This window comes from Tunicatimonas pelagia (assembly GCF_030506325.1).
Lineage (GTDB): Bacteria > Bacteroidota > Bacteroidia > Cytophagales > Cyclobacteriaceae > Tunicatimonas > Tunicatimonas pelagia.
This window is the reverse complement of sequence record NZ_CP120683.1, coordinates 6,340,739-6,359,663: the sequence shown is the minus strand read 5'-3', so window position 1 is coordinate 6,359,663 and position 18,925 is coordinate 6,340,739. Positions and strand designations below refer to the sequence as shown.

16 protein-coding genes and 1 riboswitch are annotated in these 18,925 nt (G+C 43.7%); of the genes, 6 read left to right on the top strand and 10 right to left on the bottom strand.

The genetic code is table 11. The features are described 5' to 3' along the window. Positions 1 to 131: 131 nt before the first annotated feature. Together P0M28_RS27150 and P0M28_RS27145 are read right to left on the bottom strand one after the other, a co-directional pair. Entirely contained in the window at positions 132 to 1,184 is a 1,053-nt protein-coding gene (locus P0M28_RS27150) for a homoserine O-acetyltransferase family protein (protein WP_302206643.1), read from the bottom strand. Positions 1,185 to 1,186: 2 nt separating this feature from the next. Continuing rightward, on the bottom strand, positions 1,187 to 2,509 hold the full coding sequence (locus tag P0M28_RS27145) for an O-acetylhomoserine aminocarboxypropyltransferase/cysteine synthase family protein (RefSeq protein WP_302206642.1): 1,323 nt from the start codon (positions 2,507 to 2,509) through the stop codon (positions 1,187 to 1,189). Between the two features lie 166 nt (positions 2,510 to 2,675). Beyond that, positions 2,676 to 2,780: riboswitch (SAM riboswitch) on the bottom strand. A gap of 180 nt (positions 2,781 to 2,960) precedes the next feature. Here P0M28_RS27145 and uxaC point away from each other — a divergent pair. From uxaC to P0M28_RS27125, 4 genes are all read left to right on the top strand, one after another. Beyond that, entirely contained in the window at positions 2,961 to 4,364 is a 1,404-nt protein-coding gene (gene uxaC, locus P0M28_RS27140) for a glucuronate isomerase (protein ID WP_302206641.1), read from the top strand. Positions 4,365 to 4,382: 18 nt separating this feature from the next. Continuing rightward, the gene (locus P0M28_RS27135) at positions 4,383 to 5,420 is read left to right on the top strand and encodes a sugar kinase (protein WP_302206640.1); all 1,038 of its coding nucleotides are present in this window, start codon (positions 4,383 to 4,385) and stop codon (positions 5,418 to 5,420) included. Between the two features lie 176 nt (positions 5,421 to 5,596). Then, positions 5,597 to 6,277: a bifunctional 4-hydroxy-2-oxoglutarate aldolase/2-dehydro-3-deoxy-phosphogluconate aldolase gene (locus P0M28_RS27130; protein ID WP_302206639.1), complete on the top strand. Its 681-nt coding sequence runs from the start codon at positions 5,597 to 5,599 to the stop codon at positions 6,275 to 6,277. Positions 6,278 to 7,039: 762 nt separating this feature from the next. Then, positions 7,040 to 8,578 (top strand): hypothetical protein, encoded by a 1,539-nt coding sequence (locus P0M28_RS27125; RefSeq protein WP_302206638.1) that lies wholly within the window; start codon positions 7,040 to 7,042, stop codon positions 8,576 to 8,578. A 77-nt stretch (positions 8,579 to 8,655) separates the two neighbouring features. On the opposite strand, the gene P0M28_RS27120 is transcribed toward P0M28_RS27125, so the two are convergent. Next, entirely contained in the window at positions 8,656 to 9,213 is a 558-nt protein-coding gene (locus P0M28_RS27120; RefSeq protein ID WP_302206637.1) for a hypothetical protein, read from the bottom strand. Between the two features lie 216 nt (positions 9,214 to 9,429). Here P0M28_RS27120 and purQ point away from each other — a divergent pair, with 216 nt between their 5' ends. Together purQ and P0M28_RS27110 are read left to right on the top strand one after the other, a co-directional pair. Further along, positions 9,430 to 10,128 carry a phosphoribosylformylglycinamidine synthase subunit PurQ gene (purQ, locus tag P0M28_RS27115; protein WP_302206636.1) on the top strand — a complete coding sequence of 233 codons (699 nt, stop codon included), beginning with the start codon at positions 9,430 to 9,432 and terminating at the stop codon, positions 10,126 to 10,128. A 76-nt stretch (positions 10,129 to 10,204) separates the two neighbouring features. Further along, the gene (locus P0M28_RS27110; RefSeq protein WP_302206635.1) at positions 10,205 to 11,206 is read left to right on the top strand and encodes a 3-oxoacyl-ACP synthase III family protein; all 1,002 of its coding nucleotides are present in this window, start codon (positions 10,205 to 10,207) and stop codon (positions 11,204 to 11,206) included. A 352-nt stretch (positions 11,207 to 11,558) separates the two neighbouring features. Here P0M28_RS27110 and xseB read toward each other — a convergent pair whose 3' ends face one another. The 7 genes from xseB to P0M28_RS27075 form a co-directional block, all read right to left on the bottom strand. Continuing rightward, positions 11,559 to 11,765 (bottom strand): exodeoxyribonuclease VII small subunit, encoded by a 207-nt coding sequence (xseB, locus tag P0M28_RS27105; RefSeq protein WP_302206634.1) that lies wholly within the window; start codon positions 11,763 to 11,765, stop codon positions 11,559 to 11,561. Beyond that, a complete protein-coding gene (gene xseA, locus P0M28_RS27100; protein ID WP_302206633.1) occupies positions 11,737 to 13,086 on the bottom strand; it encodes an exodeoxyribonuclease VII large subunit in 1,350 nt (449 codons plus the stop codon). Before xseA ends, xseB begins: the two co-directional genes overlap by 29 nt. Positions 13,087 to 13,113: 27 nt before the next feature. Continuing rightward, positions 13,114 to 13,659 (bottom strand): cob(I)yrinic acid a,c-diamide adenosyltransferase, encoded by a 546-nt coding sequence (locus P0M28_RS27095; RefSeq protein WP_302206632.1) that lies wholly within the window; start codon positions 13,657 to 13,659, stop codon positions 13,114 to 13,116. A gap of 55 nt (positions 13,660 to 13,714) precedes the next feature. Beyond that, the gene (locus P0M28_RS27090) at positions 13,715 to 16,750 is read right to left on the bottom strand and encodes a hypothetical protein (protein ID WP_302206631.1); all 3,036 of its coding nucleotides are present in this window, start codon (positions 16,748 to 16,750) and stop codon (positions 13,715 to 13,717) included. 329 nt (positions 16,751 to 17,079) lie between these two features. Then, positions 17,080 to 17,796 carry an SIMPL domain-containing protein gene (locus P0M28_RS27085; RefSeq protein ID WP_302206630.1) on the bottom strand — a complete coding sequence of 239 codons (717 nt, stop codon included), beginning with the start codon at positions 17,794 to 17,796 and terminating at the stop codon, positions 17,080 to 17,082. A 17-nt stretch (positions 17,797 to 17,813) separates the two neighbouring features. Continuing rightward, positions 17,814 to 18,431, bottom strand: a complete 618-nt coding sequence (locus P0M28_RS27080) for an IS630 family transposase (RefSeq protein WP_302210860.1) — start codon at positions 18,429 to 18,431, stop codon at positions 17,814 to 17,816. After that, positions 18,392 to 18,832: a helix-turn-helix domain-containing protein gene (locus tag P0M28_RS27075; RefSeq protein ID WP_302205191.1), complete on the bottom strand. Its 441-nt coding sequence runs from the start codon at positions 18,830 to 18,832 to the stop codon at positions 18,392 to 18,394. The genes P0M28_RS27080 and P0M28_RS27075 overlap by 40 nt, the downstream gene beginning before the upstream one ends. Between the last annotated feature and the right edge of the window lie 93 nt (positions 18,833 to 18,925).

Here is an 18,925-nt window from a genome sequence, read left to right as displayed (position 1 = left end):
TCGCTTATCTATTGCTTCATTTGCATTTGGTGCTGCGCTATACAAGCCTCAGATTGAGCAATAAGACTGATTCCGCCAACTAGGTAATCAACGATCAAACAGATGAAACTAGAAAAATGTGGTAATAGCACCTAATTCGCCTCAGATACTTTCGTCGAGGTATTTTCCTCCTGATAAAAACTAGTAATATGATAGCGAAGCTGTGAATACTCTAGTAAAAAGCCATCGTGCCCATAATCCGAATAGATTACGGCTAATTGACTTCCGGCAATGTGTTGAGCTAGAAATTGCTGTTCATTGGGTGGAAACAAAACGTCCGTTCCTATTCCAACTTGCAATGTTCTGGCTTTTACTCGCTTGAGAGCCGAAATTACACTATCGCGCCCACGCCCCACGTGGTGAGAGTCCATAGCACGGGAGAGAACCCAGTACGAAAAAGCGTTGAATCGTCGCGCCAGCTTTTCACCTTGGTAACGCTGGTAAGAAGATGCCCGGTAATTGGTGAGCTGATCTGAGGTAGCATCTTGCTGGGTTTTCTGGTAAGTACGGTAGTGCCGATACGATAGCAATGCGATAGATCGAGCGGTACGCATACCGTCCAGACCAGCATCGGGCCGATTTTCTAACCAACTAGCATCACTCTCAATAGCCATCCGCTGCGATTCATTGAAGGCAATGCCCCAAGGTGAGTGCTGGGCATTGGAAGCAATTTGAATAAGATTTCGTACCACGTCTGGCTGCATAATGCTCCATTCCAACGCTTGTTGCCCACCCATAGAACCACCAATGAGCGTATGAATTTGACCGATCTCTAGCTCTTGCCGTAGCAGATCAAACGCTTGCACCACATCGCGGTTGGTAATAGCGGGAAAAGAGTGAAAAAAGGGCTGGTTAGTTTGGGGATTAACTGATAACGGCCCCGTGGAACCATAGCACGAGCCTAACATGTTGGCACAAATCACAAAATAATCTGCCGGGTTGTATAGTTTATCTTCTCCAAATAAACCAGACCACCAATCTAGCAAGTTAGCGTTGCCTGTTAGGGCATGACAAACCCAAATAACGTTATCCCGACGCACGTTTAAAGTGCCGAAAGTAGTGTAAAACAGCTGGAAGCCGGGCAATGATTCGCCCGACTCCAGCGGAAATGATTCTGAATGCTGAAACGTATGCTCTGCTAACATGTTTACGCGGTCACCGGCTCAGCCACCTGCTGAAATGCCTGCTCAAAATCAGCCTTTAAATCGTCAATATGCTCAATCCCCACCGAGATTCTCAACTGAGTAGGATGTACTCCTGACTGTAGCTGCTCATCTTCGCTCAACTGCTGATGGGTAGTAGAAGCCGGATGGATAATCAGCGTTTTAGCATCGCCCACGTTGGCCAGGTGACTTACTAGCTTCAAGCTATTCACAAACATTTTAGCCTGTTCCAGATCACCTTTCAGCTTAAAGGTAAATACTCCTCCGAAGCCACGTTTCAGATATTTCTTGGCTAAATCGTGGTATTTACTAGAAGCTAATCCGGGATAGTTCACGCTCTCTACCTCATCCCGCTGTTCTAACCAACTAGCTAAATCCAGTGCATTGCTTACGGTACGCTCTACTCTTAATGATAAGGTTTCTAGCCCCTGTATCAGTAAGAACGAATTAAACGGACTGATAGCCGGGCCAAAATCGCGCAAGCCTTCTACCCTCGCCCGAATAGCAAAAGCAATGTTTGGTAAGCCCAATGGATTATTAACTCCGAACACCTCCGAGAATACCATTCCATGATAACCGTCAGATGGTTCACTGAATTGCGGGAACTTACCACTTCCCCAATCAAAGGTGCCCCCATCGATAATCACTCCGCCAATGGATGTTCCGTGACCACCAATCCACTTGGTAGCAGAAGCCGTCACGATAGATGCGCCGTGCTCTAACGGACGAAATAAATAACCACCTGCTCCGAAGGTGTTGTCTACAATCAGCGGAATGCCGTGCTTCTTAGCTAAGTCACCAATAGTTTCAAAATCGGGTACATTAAATCCAGGATTACCAATAGTTTCTAGGTAGATCGCTTTGGTGTTTTCATCAATATGCGATTCATACGCTGCCGGATCTTCTCCTTCCACAAAGCGAACATCTACTCCAATACGTTTAAACGCCACCTTAAATTGGTTGTAGGTACCTCCGTATAGGTATCGGGTAGAAACAATGTTATCACCAGCTTGGCAGATGTTGTTAAGTGCCAGGAACTGAGCCGCTTGTCCCGACGATGTAGCCACCGCTGCTACTCCACCCTCCAGCGCAGCAACCCGCTTTTCAAACACATCAGTGGTCGGGTTCATAATCCGCGTATAAATGTTTCCAAACTCCTTAAGAGCAAACAAATTGGCTCCGTGATCCGCGTCTTTAAATGTATAAGAAGTAGTTTGGTAGATAGGTACAGCGCGCGATTGTGTGGTGGCATCTACCTCTTGACCAGCGTGTAGCTGAAGCGTTTCAAATTTTAGTGATTCTGACATAAAATATAAAGTTAGATTAGTGATTGGTCTTGAGAGAGCGCACCCCGGGAAGGAGTCCGCCAAATTAGCAGCAACAACAGCCCATAGCTGACATACCCATAAAGTACATCGGCAGTAAACCGTGAGGAAGAAAACGCGAAAGTGATCGTAATTGCTGCATAAAATTAACTTATATTCTTCGCCTTGGCGAATCAGGATTTAGCACCTTTCCCGATTGCGAGAGGTTGCTAGTGCTTCGTAGAGCCTGTCTCTCCGCACTTCTTTATAAATCAACGACCTTCTGGTAAGGATAAATTGACTTGTAAATACAATAATAGGGGTTGTCGGCGTAAATAGCAAACTGAGGCTTGATTCCCACTTGACTTTAAAGATCAGTATATCCTCAAACTTACAATCAACTATTGCCAAATAAGTAAACAATACTATTTTTGCAATTGTAACCGATTGAAAAATGAAACCATTCCTGAACGAGAACTTTTTGCTACAGTCACCTACCGCTGAAAAGCTCTACCATGACTTCGCCAAAGACATGCCGATTATTGACTATCACTGTCACCTCTCACCTCAGGAAATCGCGCAAGATCAATCTTTTGAAAACCTCACCAAAATTTGGTTGTACGGCGACCACTACAAGTGGCGAGCTATGCGGGCCAACGGCATTAATGAACAGTTTTGCACCGGCGATACCAGCGATTACGATAAGTTTATGGCTTACGCCCAAACGGTGCCTTACACCCTACGCAACCCACTGTATCATTGGACCCACCTAGAGCTGCAACGCTACTTTTCTATTAAAGAACTACTCAATGCCGAATCGGCACCCGCCATTTGGGCACAGGCCAATCAGCTATTGGCTTCTCCCGAAATGAGCAGCCAAGGTTTACTGCAAAAAATGAAAGTAGAAGTTGTCTGCACCACAGATGATCCTACCGATTCGCTAGAATTTCATCAGCAGATGAGTGAAGGGGAGTTTAATGTACTGATGCTACCTACGTTTCGGGCTGATAAAGCCATGGCGGTAGACGATCCAGCAAGCTACAATAGCTACTTAGCCAAGCTAGAGCAAGCGGCTAATACCTCTATTGGTAGTTACCGTAACCTTCGGGAGGCTCTTCAAGTACGACATAATTATTTTGCTTCATTGGGTTGCCAATTATCCGATCACGGACTAGAACAGGTGTATGCTGATGACTACACCGATCAAGAAGTAGAACAATATTTTCAAAAGGTTCGCAAAGGTCAATCACTTACTCCTGTAGAAATTAGTAAGCTGAAGTCAGCCATCTTGTATGAACTAGCGCTGATGGATCATCAGAAAGGCTGGACGCAACAGTTTCATTTAGGAGCACTGCGTAATAACAATACCCGAATGCTGAAAACAATCGGCCCCGACACCGGCTTTGACTCAATCGGGGATTTTTCTCAAGCTCAGGCTTTGTCCCGCTTTTTTGATCGCTTAGATCGGACGGATCAGCTCGCTAAAACAATTATCTATAATCTGAATCCTCGTGATAATTATCTGATCGGAACCATGATCGGAAATTTTAACGATGGTTCCGTCCCCGGCAAAATCCAGTTTGGTTCAGGATGGTGGTTCTTAGATCAGAAAGAGGGTATGGAATGGCAAATGAATGCATTGTCTAACCTAGGATTACTGAGCCGTTTTGTAGGAATGCTCACTGACTCTCGCAGCTTACTCTCCTACCCTCGTCATGAGTATTTTCGCAGAATACTGTGTAATCTTTTTGGTACTGATATTGAGAATGGCGAACTTCCCCACGATCTGAAACTGATTGGCGAAACCATTCAAAATATTTGTTATCACAATGCTAAACGTTTTTTTCAGTTTCACTAAATCAAACTACCTAACATCATGAACAACAATATTGTCACCTTTGGCGAAATTATGCTTCGCCTGGCAACCCCAAACTTTCAACGATTTATTCAAGCCAATCAATTTGATGCTATCTACGGCGGTGGTGAAGCTAACGTAGCTGCTTCTCTAGCTAACTACGGACTCAATGCTCAATTTGTCACGCGTTTGCCCGATAATGATATTGGAAAGTGTGCCTTAGCCACGCTTCGTAAGCATAATATCGGTACTGATCACATCATTTACGGAGGCGATCGTCTGGGTATTTATTTTCTTGAGTATGGTGCAGTCAGCCGAGGAAGTAAAGTAGTATACGACCGAGCGCATTCGGCTCTTTCGGAAATCGAAAAAGGAATGATCGACTGGGATAAAGCCCTGGAAGGAGCCACTTGGCTTCACTGGACAGGCATTACTCCGGCAATCTCCCAAGGGGCTGCCGATGCTTGCTTGGAAGGGGTGAAAGCCGCCAGCGCCAAAGGCATTACCGTTTCTTGCGACCTCAACTACCGAAAAAACCTCTGGAAATACGGCAAGCAACCGGCTGATATTATGCCTGACTTGGTAGCGGAGTGCGATGTAATCTTGGGCAATGAGGAAGATGCCGAGAAAGTTTTTGGTATTCACCCCGAGGGCGTTGATGTTACGCAAGGGCATGTAGAAGCTGAAGCTTACGAATCGGTTTGTACCCAATTGATGGAACGGTTTCCTAAAGCTAGTAAAGCAATTATTACTTTGCGAGGGTCTTTAAGTGCTAGTCATAATACTTGGTCGGGCGTGCTGTACGACGGCAACAAACTCTACGAAGCCCCTACTTATCAGATTACGCATATCGTTGATCGTGTAGGCGGTGGCGACTCATTTATGGGTGGGCTGATTTACGGACTGATTACTTACGGAGACGATCTGCAAAAAGCCCTCAACTTTGCCGTAGCAGCTTCTTGCCTGAAACATACCATTCACGGTGATTTCAATATGGTAACCGTACCCGAAGTAGAAAAGCTCATGAGCGGTGATGCTTCCGGGCGAGTCTCTCGCTAAACGTGAAATAAGAGATGTGAAAGCAAGAAGATGGCAGGCGGAAGGTTGATCATAAGGGTAGAAGGTGCAGAGCATAAAAACTGCGCTCTTCATCGTTACCTTCTCAAACTAACGACTGCTGACCGTAGACAGTAGACTAATAACAAGTGACAATTTAATAATCATTTATCAAATTAATGGCACGATTTACCCGTATTCAGGTGCTTAGTCAAATGCACGCCACCGGTATGGTTCCGGTTTTTTTTCATAAAGATATTGAAGTTGCCAAGAAGGTGCTTAAAGCCTGCTACGATGGCGGCGTTCGAGTGTTTGAATTTACCAACCGCGGTGACTACGCCCACGAAGTATTCGGGGAGCTTAACAAATATGCCGAGCAAGCTCTGCCTGAGATGATTTTAGGGGTAGGCTCAGTGGTAGATGCTGGTACTGCTTCACTATATATTCAGCTGGGAAGTAACTTCATTGTATCCCCAATTTTGAGTGCCGATATGGCAAAAGTCTGCAATCGCCGGAAGATTTCTTGGTCGCCCGGCTGTGGTTCTCTGTCAGAAATTTCTTACGCTGAAGAACTCGGAGCCGATATTGTTAAAATATTTCCTGCTACCCAAGTTGGCGGCCCAGCATTTATTAAGGGAGTAACCGCCCCCTGCCCTTGGACAAGTATTATGCCTACTGGCGGAGTGTCCCCTACCGAAGAAAACCTCAGCGCCTGGATTGGAGCTGGAGCCGCCTGCGTGGGTATGGGCTCGCAGCTAATTACCAAAGACATTATCAAAGAAGGAAATTATACCCTTCTGACCGAACGAACTCAGTCCGCAATGGATATCATCCAACGTTTGAAGAGTGAAAAGAAGTAGCCCAATGTCACTCACTTAGTGGTTCAATTGCATCTGAGGTATAGCAGAAATTCAAACAAAGTTGACTAGAAGCTGCTTTGAGTAGCAATCATAGATGATTGTATATAAAGTGACATTATTATGATTACACAAAGCTTCCCTCTTCAGGAAAACCCCGAACAAGCACAAAAAGCTAATCCGATTACTTAGGTCGATCCCTCCGATCTGCCAGTACTAATTATCCACGATAAAAAGGATATGTCAGTACCCTACTCAATCAGAACTATTTTACGAGGCTTTAGAGCAAGCGAGGGTTACAGCTCCGTTAGTTCCGGTGTGCCGGACTCGGATTTAAACCTAAGTCTAACGACGCGACTATTAGTCCGAGCCGGGCGGAGGTTGAGGCGATGCAGATCGTTTGGGTTAAAAAATACCTGTCGGATAGCCAGAAATAGACTAAAAAATAACTAGCCCCCAGTAGCCAATCTCAGAAAAGAAGAGCCTCCCTTTTTCAATACTATACGCCTTTTTACCGTTTTAAAGATGAAGGTCGTTGGCGACCACGACATTCTGCCCAAAAATTGTCTCAGATCAGTATTCTTATAAATTACCTATGTAAGATTTTTCAATAAAAATAAGTTTTTTGGTGCTTAAATCGCTTATTTAGCACTTTTTCAGGGTATTATTATTAATAATAGGTAAAAAAATTTGTGTAAGATTATTTTGGATAACTAAATTTTTTTGTACTTTTAAAAGGTCGTTTATTAAAAAGCACTCTAAACTATGCATGAACTACATGATCTTATTAGGATAATCCGTAAGAAAGGACAGCGAAGTCTACAACTTGTAAACTTCAATTTCAGAAAAAAAGAGACATCCAAAGATAACCTACTGTATCAGGGAATCATCAATGAGACCTTTCAATCTGATACCGATGCTTCGGAAAAGTTATTTGGTGCCGACCCTGGTAACCGCAATTACCGGAATGCCAAATCGCGTCTCAAGCAGAAATTGCTTAACCACCTGTTTTTTCTAGACTACGATAAAGATAGCTACACGCTTTACCAACAATCTCGCTACGAAAGTGAGCATACGTTACTCCAAGCGAAGATTCTGTCTACCGAAGAAGCGGATGAGATTGCTCAAAAGATTCTTCCCGCCCTTATTCGTACTACTACTGAGTTTGAACTTTATGATATTCTGGTTCCAGCACTTGAGTTAGTGAAAAACTACCACTCTCGGCAGGGCAAGATTACCCCATTTTTAGAAGTGAGGGAAGAATTAGCCAAGTATCGATTAAAGCACCGAGCGTTTCAGGCTAGTGAGGATTTATACTACGATACCCTGGTTCATATTCATAAGTCGGTTAGTGCCCAGAAAAGGGTGCTAGATTCCATTCCGAATACCATCAGCCAGATTTATCATATTGCCGATCGGGTAGAAAGTGAAGCAATAAAAATTATTGGTCACAAACTATCTATTTTATACTACCACCTCAACTGGGATTACGATAAATCACTCAAGCTTTGTACTCAACTAGAAGAGGAATACCTCAATCGGCCCAATAGCGAAATTAAGGTAAACCTCAACCAGAAGCGTATTGTGTTTACCAAACTTTACGCCTACATCTACACTGAGGAAGTGATAGAAGGGATTCCTTACGCTAAACGTAAGCAGGCACTATTCAAACCTAGCCACGACGATTGGTTTACGTTTATGGAATATTATATTTTGCTGCTGCTCAAGGCTGAACAATACAAAGAGGCAACCAAAATATTCCGGAAGGTACGCACCAATAAGAACTTCAATAACCAGCCTGAGCACGTGAAAGAGCGTTGGGCAATGTACCGCGTAAACCTCATCTTCTTTAACGAGGCTAAAATTCTGAGCTGGGGATTCAATCTGGAAGAATTTTTACAAGAACGCCCGAATTTTGCTAAAGATTACGAATACCTAAACATTGCCTACCTTACTATTCAATGCATGTTTCTGCTGCGTGAAGGTGACGTTCAACGGTTTAAGGAAAGTGTGAAGTGGATTACAGATTATAAATCGCCCCACTTAGACAAAAGGAATAACTACCGCAGCAGCGTATTTATTCGCTTACTGGAAATTGTTATTGAAAAGAATTTTGATTTTGATCTTATTCAGGAGAAAGGTACACTTTATTATCAGAAGCTTACCGATACCAAAATCCCCGTAGATCTAGAAACCGAAATGGAGGTAGTCCCTTACGAACGGCTTTGGTTGCATATTCTACGCATTCTTAAAACCAATAAGGCCTACGTTCACTATCAGTTCTACAATGCTCAGGCTATCTGAGCGTTTGCTTAAACTTTTACAGCAACGTTTTCATTCAAGGGTACGATGAACGCTCACACCCTTGAATGAATACGTTGCTAAATCTCGCGAGTGTAAATTTGCACATCCGTAATCAGACGGCGAGGGAACGAATACGACAGTCCTTTTCCGGTGTATGATTTCTCGGGTACACTGGCATTAAACGTGCCCGAATTGGGTACTCTCAGTCCCCAAGAACCAGAGGGTGCCATATCACCAGGTAAAATATAGGCTATCTGACCCAGTTGCTCTTCATTCAAATAAACAGCGATCACCGCTCTCTTCCTATTAGCTAGCTTCTGCGCTTTCTCCAGCGTAGACTGCTCATACCCTTTTCCTAGTAATTTCCAATGAGAATCGTTTTCTAAGAAATCATAAATTTCACTTACTGTCATATAACGATTTTTGCTCTTATCATAAAAGTCGTTTAATCGGTACATTGAATACAAAGCTTTCCCTATTTGCTGAAAGCACTTAACATTTTGATCGTTAGCACTTTTACAGGCTTGAAAATCTTCTATTTGAGTTTGAAGACTACTTTGCCAGTTACCTGAAAGATACTGGCCATAAGAGAGAGAACTCAACGCTAGCAAAACAACTAATATAATATATCTCATATTGGTGAAAATTTGATCTAAACAAATTTCTGATAAAAGGAAAAAAAATCATATCGGTAAATATTAATTTTATTACATAACTACTTAAAATAAATCAATTTGATTTTCGTGTGGAATGGCTGAGTTTCCGAAAAAAAATCACCATCAAAAAGCAGCGCGTTTAGTTAAAGAAACCCGATTTACTTAACTTCAAGCCTCAATAAAATTTGCAACCATATGAAAATTGGGATCATAGTATTTCCCGGCTCAAACTGTGATGAAGACATTTACTACGTTTTCAAACATATTCTTCAGCAAAATACAGTTAAACTCTGGCACAAAAGTGCTAATACTGAAAACTGCGACTTATTGGTAGTACCCGGTGGATTTTCGTACGGTGATTATCTTCGGGCGGGAGCTATTGCTCGCTTCTCCCCTATTATGGATTCAGTCATAAAACATGCAAACCAGGGTGGCTATGTACTCGGTATCTGCAACGGATTCCAAATTCTAACTGAAGCCCGCTTGCTGCCTGGGGTTTTACTACCAAATGTAAATCAGCAGTTCATCTGTAAAAATATTTACCTTAAGGCAGCTTCTGATACTAATATTATGACGGCCTCGCTTGACCCAAACAAAGCCTACAAAGTACCGATAGCCCACGCCGAAGGGAGATTCTACGCTTCTGAAGATGAGTTGAAAGCGATGCAAGACCAGGAGCAGATTATGTTTTATTATGTAAATGAGAGCGGAGAAGTTGATGAAACCAGCAACTGTAATGGTTCTATTAATAGTATTGCTGGGGTAACAAATCAGAATAAAAATGTAATGGGACTTATGCCCCACCCCGAACGAGCGGCCGATGAGGCACTCCACAATACCGATGGCCGTGAACTATTGGCTTCAGTACTGAAACTTGAAGAATCGCTTCCTTAGCCCAAGTAAGGAGAGTGAGTAGGCTTCCAAAAATACCCTACTAAGTACAATTAACGATCTAACACTACATCCCATTATGAGAACCTCAAGAATTGTTGGCGTAGGGCGCTACCTGCCCGAAAGAATTGTTACTAACCATGATCTAGCGCAAATTATGGACACTTCTGATGAGTGGATACAAGAGCGCACCGGTATCCGTGAGCGGCGATTTTTTGAACTGGGAAAAGATACCACCGCTAATATGGGAACCCGCGCTGCCCGCATGGCACTGGAAAATGCGGGGCTTACCCCACAAGACGTAGATTTTATTGTATTTGCCACGTTAAGTCCTGATTATGACTTTCCAGGTTCGGGAGTACTAGTACAGCGAGAATTAGAGGTGCCTACCATTGGTGCCCTCGATATTCGTACCCAATGTACCGGATTTGTTTATGGCCTATCTATTGCCGACCAATTTATTAAAACCGGAATGTACAATACGGTACTAGTTATTGGATCGGAGATTCACAGTAGTGGGTTGGATATGACCACTCGGGGGCGCGGGGTATCAGTACTGTTTGGTGATGGTGCGGGAGCAGCGGTACTACAAGCCACGGATGAACCCAACCGTGGCATTTTATCTACGCATCTGCATTCGGAAGGAAAGTATGCTGAAGAGTTGGCGGTTATTGATCCCGGAAGTTCAAGGGCTGTTCCTCGTACCCAAACTCGTATGATTGAAGAAGGAACAATATTTCCGGTGATGAACGGAAACCATGTGTTCAAACATGCCTCTACTCGTTTTCCCGAAGTAATCAAAGAAGCTCTTGCTGCCAATAACCAGCAGCCTACCGATATAGATTTATTAATTCCTCACCAAGCGAACTTGAGAATTAGCCAGATGGTGCAAAAGCTGTTGGGACTGAAAAGCGATCAAGTATTTAATAATATTCAGCGATACGGCAACACGACAGCAGCATCCATTCCTATTGCAATGAGTGAAGCCTGGGAGCAGGGTAAAATCAAAGAAAATGATCTGGTATGCCTAGCTGCCTTTGGGAGTGGATTTACTTGGGCGTCAGCCCTAATTCGCTGGTAATCAAACTCATTGTTTCTTTAAAATACAAAGTTCTGCTAGGTGCAGCGTGTTCGTCGGTATGCGTGCAGAATAACTCTGAAACCGGAGTTTGGTAATCGCAACTCATATATACCAATACGGCCGAGAGTAACACCAATGATCCGAGAATAATCCAAGTAGAAAACTTAGGTTCGTGGTAAAAGAAGCTAAATCGATGTCGATATTTGCTAGGTTCGTTGTTCATACGTAAGGGCAGTTTGGGCTGGTTATCTTTTTTTGAAACGTCACAACAATCATTCTATTGTAGGAAAATTGCTAATTGAAGAACCAGAAAGACGCCTCTATTCAACCTTTAGCCATGAGAACTTCGTAGTTAATCTTCTTTAAAAGCCTGATTAAGATCTTCTTCCGTAGCCCTAAGGCGACTTTTACAAAACTGTACTAACGCAAGGGCGTGCTTTACTTTCTCCGATAACGTATCTACATCTAGCTCCTGGTTTTCTACCGCATCAACAATTTCTTGTAACTCTTGCATGGCTGCCTGATAACTCTCAGGGGCGGCTGATTTCTTCTTCGGCATTTTCTGATTGGGTCACTTTTTCTAAATTACTAAGGTATACAGCCCGATGCGTTTTTGTAATTAATTTAGCCCCTACTTCCGGCTGGGTCACTGCTTGTAAAGGAACACCATCAATATACGTCACACTAAACCCCCGTTGTAAAATTGCATCTGGGTGGAGTAGTTGCAACAATTTTTCGGTAGACTCTAGATCACGATACTGCTCCTGCATCACTTTTCGTGTGCTTCGCTCCAGCCGTTCATTTAGTTGACTGGTGTACTCTAACTGACGAGTAAGCACGGTAGATGAAGTACTCTTTAAGCCATCGGTCAATCGTGCTAGTTGATGCGACTGGTTAAGTAAGTGCGATGTGACCGACAGCTTTAACGTTGAGGCTAGCTTTTCCAGACGGTAGTTTTGCTCAGCTATTATACTTTCCGCTAGTTGCATCAGTACTCGCATTTGCTCATCCAGTTTTACCTCAAACGCATAAAGCTGCTCAATCAAAAATTCAGCGACCGCCGTAGGGGTTTTCTTACGGGTATGAGCAATCAGGTCGATAACCGTTTCGTCCCGCTCGTGTCCAATGCCCGTAATTACCGGAATGGGAAACTGAGCTACGTGTGCGGCCAGATCGTAACTATCAAAACAGTCAAGATCAACCTGTGCCCCTCCCCCTCTAATGATAATTACACAGTCGTAACTACTGGCCTTCTGTTGATCGTGTAGGCCGAAAATACGGTGCAGTGCCTGAATTATGCTCTCGGCTGCTTCGTTGCCCTGCATTTTCGCTTTGAATAGTTCTACAGAAAAACCGTAGCCAAACCGGTTCTCCTGAAGCTGATCCATAAAATCTCCTAACCCCGCTGCGGTGGGAGAGCTAATTACTGCCAACTTTTGCGGGGTCTCCGTGAGGGTCAGCCCTTTGTTCATATCAAACACACCGTCCTCAACCAACTGATTGATAACTTCTTGTCGCTTTAGCGCACGTTCGCCCAGTGTAAATTGAGCGTCAATATCTTTTACGTTCAGGCTTAACCCGTACAGGTGGTGGAAACTCACCTCCACTTGCGCCAGAATTTTTAAGCCTGGTCGCAAAGCTTCCCCAGTAATAGATTCAAACCAACCGCCCAGTCCCCGGTAAGTATTGCACCAAATTGTGGCTCTAGTCTTTGCATACAGGTAGTTGTCGTTTTTTTCTACTAGGTCTAAGTAGCAATGTCCGTTCTGCCCTACTCGCATCTCACCTATCTCAGCCACAACCCAATACTTTGGTTCTAGCTCAGCCGATAAAGCCGATTTAATCTTCTGGTTTAATTCATATAAGCTGAAGTACTGCATACCAAATAAAGATGCTTATCAATGAGGCTAAGGCTTATTTGGTTTCCAGGGAATCTCTTCTACCCCTAGTTCTTTACCCAGATACCGAGCGAGTACAAACAAATAGTCAGAGAGCCGATTAAGAAAAGTAGTTAGCAGCGGGTCTACCGAATCGTTTTCGGATAATCTTACCACACAACGTTCTGCACGTCGGCACACGCAACGGGCTACGTGGGCTTGAGAAACTACCGGATGGCCGCCCGGCAAAATAAAAAATCGCATGGGGGCAAGTTCGCTGTCCATCTGATCAATCTCCCGCTCAAGCCACGAGGTGCTATCCGCCGACAATTCCGGTACGCTAGATTGATCAACTTGGCTGGCCATAATGGCGCCCACCACAAAAAGATTATCCTGTATCCACTGAAATTTATCCTGACGGGAAGCATTGATAGGCTGGTCTCGGAGTAGTCCAATTTGAGCGTTTAGCTCATCGACTGTGCCAATGGCTTCTATTCGCAGATCAGCTTTAGAAACCCGGCTTCCTCCGTACAATGAAGTCTCTCCTTTGTCCCCAGTTTTAGTATATATTTTCATGAATCACTCAATAGGTTCAATAGATGAATAGTGAAGCAAGTTGCCGTAAATCGGGCTAAAAAGCAACCGCTTGCTCATCTTTGACCTGCTGATAGCGTTGCATAAATTGCTGATACTGTCGGGAACTTGATAGCTGCTCCAAATCAGCTAAACTTTCCTCTGCGTAGTTCTCCAAACCAACCCGAACTGCCGACAAAATATATTCCTCTAACAGTACGGCCGAATACGGATTCGTCTGAATGGCATCCAGAAAATATTGGTATATTACTTCTGGCTGGTCGGCATAAAAATAGCGTAATGCCCCAATCAACCCCGGTTCAAAAAATGGGTTACCCAATAAGGAAGCAAGTCGTTCTCGCGCCTTATCTTCCTCACCCAGTGAATGAGCCAGTAGTGCTTGCCAATACGCCTTTTGGTACTGCTGTTGCTTAGTAAGAGGCACTAGCATATCGACGCGGTTCTTCCAATCGCTCACATTAGTATCGGTAATGGTAGCCAAAGCCCACGCCCACTCCAGATAAATGGTTCCTTGGTAGTTTAATGACGATTCATTTTCCCGTAAACGCTGAATTACTGGTGCTAGCATCTCCCGATAAGCCTTCTGGTCTTTTTGCAGCAGATCATAAGCGGCTACAGCAGCGTAACTCTGGTCTTCAAATAATGTAAACGCTAATTGTATTTGCTCTTCGGTCAGTTCTTGCCCTCGGTAACGAAGCCACTGGTACCGTTCGGTATCCGTCTCCATCTGAGCAATGGGTACTGACAAAATTTGGAGCTGCTGACTGGCCATGTCATGAAACGTGGTTTGGGTAGAGTCGCTCAGCACCTCCTGCCAAGCTCGCTGAACTACCTCTAGGGCAACGTCAGGCGCTGAGAGTGATTCGGTAAGGCTTACCGCAAACTTGAGCCGAGCATCTTGATAACCCTGATCCGCTAACTGGGCGAAATACCGAGTAGCCACCCGGGGGGTACTTTGTTCCAACGCCCATAATCCGATAATATTCAGGTAGTAGTTTCGCTTAAAAACATTAACTGATTGCAAACGATCAAGTTTACGAAGAGCGTTTACTACTTTATTTTGTTGGTACTCAGCAATTGCGATAGCCAGGATTAGTTCTTCGGTATACGGAAAGTTCTCGGCTAAATCAGCCAGCGTTTGAACTGTACTAAGTAAGGCGGTATCTACCGGAGAAGCTTGCAGCAAATAGTTTTTTAGCTGGGCAAAGGAGAAAGCATTAAGGGCTGAATCAGTCGGCAAGGCTTGCTCAGTAAGAAAGTTAAGTGAGTCTGACCGCGATTGTTCCTGCAACAGTAATGTATTAATAAGTGTAGGCGCATAGTCCTGAACCGTAACAAAATCTGCTATGATAGAATCCGTTGAGATGTTGAGTTGGGTTCTTTGCTGACCGATTAACCCTACAATATTAGCCTCGGCAGCCGCTTGCGTTTCTGTATTTTCTGAAGCATTTGTTAGCCAATACAGTGCCGAGTCTAGCACTTTAGTTCTGCCGTACAGCATTGCCAGATTGTTCTCCAAATATGCGTTATCAGGAAAAGCAGCTACCCCTTCTTTCAAGGTAAACAAGGCATCAAAGTACTGATTGGTACCTACGTAAGCCGCTGCCGAATTGGCGTAGGCTAGCGGACTAGGTTTTTTCTGAAGTGCTTCTTGAAAATAGTAGGCGTTGAGCACCGGGTCATCTTGCTGCCGAGCCAGCGCACCTAATGAATAGTTAGCTCGGTGATTGTTGTTCGCGTACTGATCGCTAAGTTTGTAGTACTGCTCCGCCACAAATAGCTCTTCTTTCATCCAATGTAAGTCCCCAATTCCAATATTGTAGCCAGACAATAGTTGAGAATAAGAGAAAAAGCCACCTCGTGCGAAAAATGCTAGCGTTACAATCGTTCCTACAATTAAAACCGTGCCGTAGGGAAAATTAATGGGACGGTACAGCACGGTGAATACTCGCTGATTTTTTAGTAGCGGTTGAATAAAATTGGCAATCAGGTAAATCAAAAAAATAGCACTAAAGCCAATCTGGGTATAGGCTATAGTGTCTTCCAAGCTCTCCAACAACGGGTCATTGCCTTGCCAGGATAAAAACGCTACAGTAGCCAGCGTGATAGTACCCAGTGTCAGATAGAAAAGAGCCCCAAGTGGCGCAAACGGGAACAGGAACTTATACTGAACTTCTCGCTGCTTAAACCCCCAAATACCAATGATGCTTAAAATAGCCAGTAGCCAAAAAGTATCAATGTAAATGATATCCCAATCAATTGTGCCAATGTTTTTGAGCACTAAAAGCGAGAGGTTAAGCAGATAGATGGCTGAGAGCACAAAAATATGCAACAGACTGTTAGAGCTCTGGGGAGTATTGTTCTGGGTAATGAGTTGCACCACCAAGCTTATCAGTTCGTGGCCCACAATAATAATAAATAACACGCTAAGGATAATGGGTACCCAAAGGCTGTGATACGCTAATGTTAAGAATGGATACGCAACTTCAGCAAACAGAAAAATGAGTCCGGCAAAAAGTGCGGTGACACTACTAAACGTCAGTAAGCGGACTGATAATCTGGCGTTGGGATTTATTAGTTGAAAGTACGCAGTAGGTAGTAAAAACAGCCCAAAGGCTAGTACTACCCCAAACTTCTGAGTTTGACCAAACCAAAGTAATTGCTCTAGCTGTAACAAAAGAATAAGTCCTAGCAAAATTAGCACGCCGACGTAGTACCAAAACCTATCCAGGGCGGAAAAAATGGTAAGCAAGATAATCCAGCCCAACGCAACTACCCCCAGCAACAAATAAGCTCCAACTGACGAATGATTCACGCTACTACCTACAAATGTTTCTAGCACCACGCTGAAGTTGAGATCGTATGAAAAAGAGAACAAGCCTACCGAAATGGGGTCTTGAGCCACTGGCACTTCTTGCAGCGTAGAGATTCGTTCCCAGGCAACCATATTAAGCATTCCTTTAGGATAAAAAGTAACGAACGCCACGATTACTAGTAGAAACACCGTCAGAAGAAATAAATATACGCTTCGGCTGGTGGGGTGCCAATCTTGCCAAAACTTCAAATTATTCATACCCAAGTATTTTGCCCAAAGCTGCAATTTTTTTCCGCATTCTAAGATAGCATGTATGGTATTATACCAAATTCTATTCAAAGAAAATATTACCAAGGCGATAACTTCGTAACAGTGCTTTAATACCTAACTAATTTATTTAACATAAATTAAGTTATTAAACATTCTAGATCGTCCTAAAAAATGTCCACAGGGGTTATCAGAACCATTCAAAATCAATTCCTTATGAAAAACAGTCAAAGAAATATCATCGATCCTGCTTCCGACGAAAAATCGTTCCGGAAATGTTCTACAGGCTTCTTGGTATTTCTATACGAAACTGCTGAACGCTAGCGAATTTCAAACACAGCTCTTACCTCGTAGCGTAGCTTAATCTTTTGGAATTCAATAGATGGGTCTTGACTAGATTCGGCCTCAGCCATATCCATTCGGGCGTAAGACATCTCACGATAGTAAGTAGGCGACTGATTCCCCGTATTGATTTCAGTCACTTCAAGCACCCCTCCTAGGTTTTCATCAATGCCGTTTAGAAGGTACTTGGCTTTTTCTTTAGCGTTTTGTAGAGCCTTAATTTTTAGATCGCGCTCAAATTCGTCGCGACGGGAGTGATCGTAACGATCAATATCGGTGCTTTGAATTCCCTTAGCGTCTAAGTAGGCAAACAAGTCGTTAACTTCATCCAACTTCTCAAATTTAATTGTGTACTTTTTGCTTGCTAAAAATTCTTCGCGCTGCGGACGATTGCGACGGTACCAATTGTAATTATAGCTCTGAATATCTTCCACGCGAAGGTCTTCTTCAGCTACGCCTACTTTACGCACGGCTTGGTAAAGCTCTCGCTCTAATTTATCAATCACTACCTTCTTTTTATTATCACCCAGATATTCTTTCAGGGTAATAGCGAAATAGATTTCATCGGGAACAACTTCTTCTTCAGCCTGACCAGTTACTTCAATTTTTTTTACCATCGGTTCTTCTTCGGATTGGGCAAAGCTAGTGAGCGAAACACAAAATAGTAAGATGATTGCGGATAAGTAGTGTAACATAATTAGTGTAACAACATTTAGGTGAGTGAGAAGTTGATTTGAAACTCGGTTCCAAACTGTCTCAGGATATTGAAGATCGCTTGCTGTAGCTGTTCTTTGGAGCTATAGGCTTCAGGCTTTAGCCACTCATACTTGATCTTTCGCCATAGTATCTCAATGGGGTTCAGGTGCGGACTATACGTAGGCAAATAAAACAGAAAAAGCCCTTGCTCTTGCCATGCTTCTCTTCTAGCTTGAATAGCTCGGGCCGTATGCCATGAAGCGTTGTCTAGTACCACAACTGTCAGTTGGGGGATTGTGGTGCAGAAATTGTCTAGGCACTGAATGATAAATTCTGCATTGATATGCCCTTGGGTAGGATAGCTGCTCAATTGCTGGCGCCTGTTCATCAGACCAAACACATTGGTGACCCGCTCACTGTCGGAACGGATCGCCCGTTGGCTTCCTACTGGCAGCCAACCATAAGGAACGGAGGGAGCCATGGAAAAGCCAGTTTCATCGCCAAATCGCAAATCAATATAGCCCAAGGCAGCTAACGTGTGTAATATCACGAGTTGTTGACACTTCTGTTCATATATTTTCTGATCGGGTTGGCCTAACGGACTTCTTCGGAACCGCTTCCATTTCCGTCCAATCTTTTTAAAAATCGCTGCAACGTTCGCTTAGATAGCACCTTCCCTTGTTGACTCAAAGCAACTAAGACCGGCCGAAGTGTTTGTGGATGCCGATCAACCAACTGTTCAACCTGCTGGACTTCTACCGCATTGTCAATACGTAAAATAGGCCGTCTACCTCTACCTTGTATTGTATGCAAAGCCGTAATGCCTCCTTGCTCGTAGCGTGTGAACCAGTTCGCCACGCTTTGCCGACTTAGTTGATATAGCTCGGCAATCTGCTGGACACCATGCCCCTGATCACTGAGCAGAATCAAATGGCAACGCATTCTGAAGACGGGTTTTTTGCCAGTTTTGAAGCCCGCCAGTAATTCTTTGCGTTGCTTCTCATCCAAAGTAATATATCTTTTCTTACCTTTCATAGTGTAAAGATATATCTTGTTAAATTAATTTTGTCATATTACTTAGTGAGCTTTTATGTAACATGAACTTTTGTAATGAAAATGCTTCTAAAC

Coding starts and splice junctions, on each gene's coding strand:
- P0M28_RS27150 (WP_302206643.1), bottom strand. CDS start 1,184: ATGTTAGCAGAGCATACGTTTCAGCATTCAGAATCATTTCCGCTGGAG.
- P0M28_RS27145 (WP_302206642.1), bottom strand. CDS start 2,509: ATGTCAGAATCACTAAAATTTGAAACGCTTCAGCTACACGCTGGTCAA.
- uxaC (WP_302206641.1), top strand. CDS start 2,961: ATGAAACCATTCCTGAACGAGAACTTTTTGCTACAGTCACCTACCGCT.
- P0M28_RS27135 (WP_302206640.1), top strand. CDS start 4,383: ATGAACAACAATATTGTCACCTTTGGCGAAATTATGCTTCGCCTGGCA.
- P0M28_RS27130 (WP_302206639.1), top strand. CDS start 5,597: ATGGCACGATTTACCCGTATTCAGGTGCTTAGTCAAATGCACGCCACC.
- P0M28_RS27125 (WP_302206638.1), top strand. CDS start 7,040: ATGCATGAACTACATGATCTTATTAGGATAATCCGTAAGAAAGGACAG.
- P0M28_RS27120 (WP_302206637.1), bottom strand. CDS start 9,213: ATGAGATATATTATATTAGTTGTTTTGCTAGCGTTGAGTTCTCTCTCT.
- purQ (WP_302206636.1), top strand. CDS start 9,430: ATGAAAATTGGGATCATAGTATTTCCCGGCTCAAACTGTGATGAAGAC.
- P0M28_RS27110 (WP_302206635.1), top strand. CDS start 10,205: ATGAGAACCTCAAGAATTGTTGGCGTAGGGCGCTACCTGCCCGAAAGA.
- xseB (WP_302206634.1), bottom strand. CDS start 11,765: ATGCCGAAGAAGAAATCAGCCGCCCCTGAGAGTTATCAGGCAGCCATG.
- xseA (WP_302206633.1), bottom strand. CDS start 13,086: ATGCAGTACTTCAGCTTATATGAATTAAACCAGAAGATTAAATCGGCT.
- P0M28_RS27095 (WP_302206632.1), bottom strand. CDS start 13,659: ATGAAAATATATACTAAAACTGGGGACAAAGGAGAGACTTCATTGTAC.
- P0M28_RS27090 (WP_302206631.1), bottom strand. CDS start 16,750: ATGAATAATTTGAAGTTTTGGCAAGATTGGCACCCCACCAGCCGAAGC.
- P0M28_RS27085 (WP_302206630.1), bottom strand. CDS start 17,796: ATGTTACACTACTTATCCGCAATCATCTTACTATTTTGTGTTTCGCTC.
- P0M28_RS27075 (WP_302205191.1), bottom strand. CDS start 18,832: ATGAAAGGTAAGAAAAGATATATTACTTTGGATGAGAAGCAACGCAAA.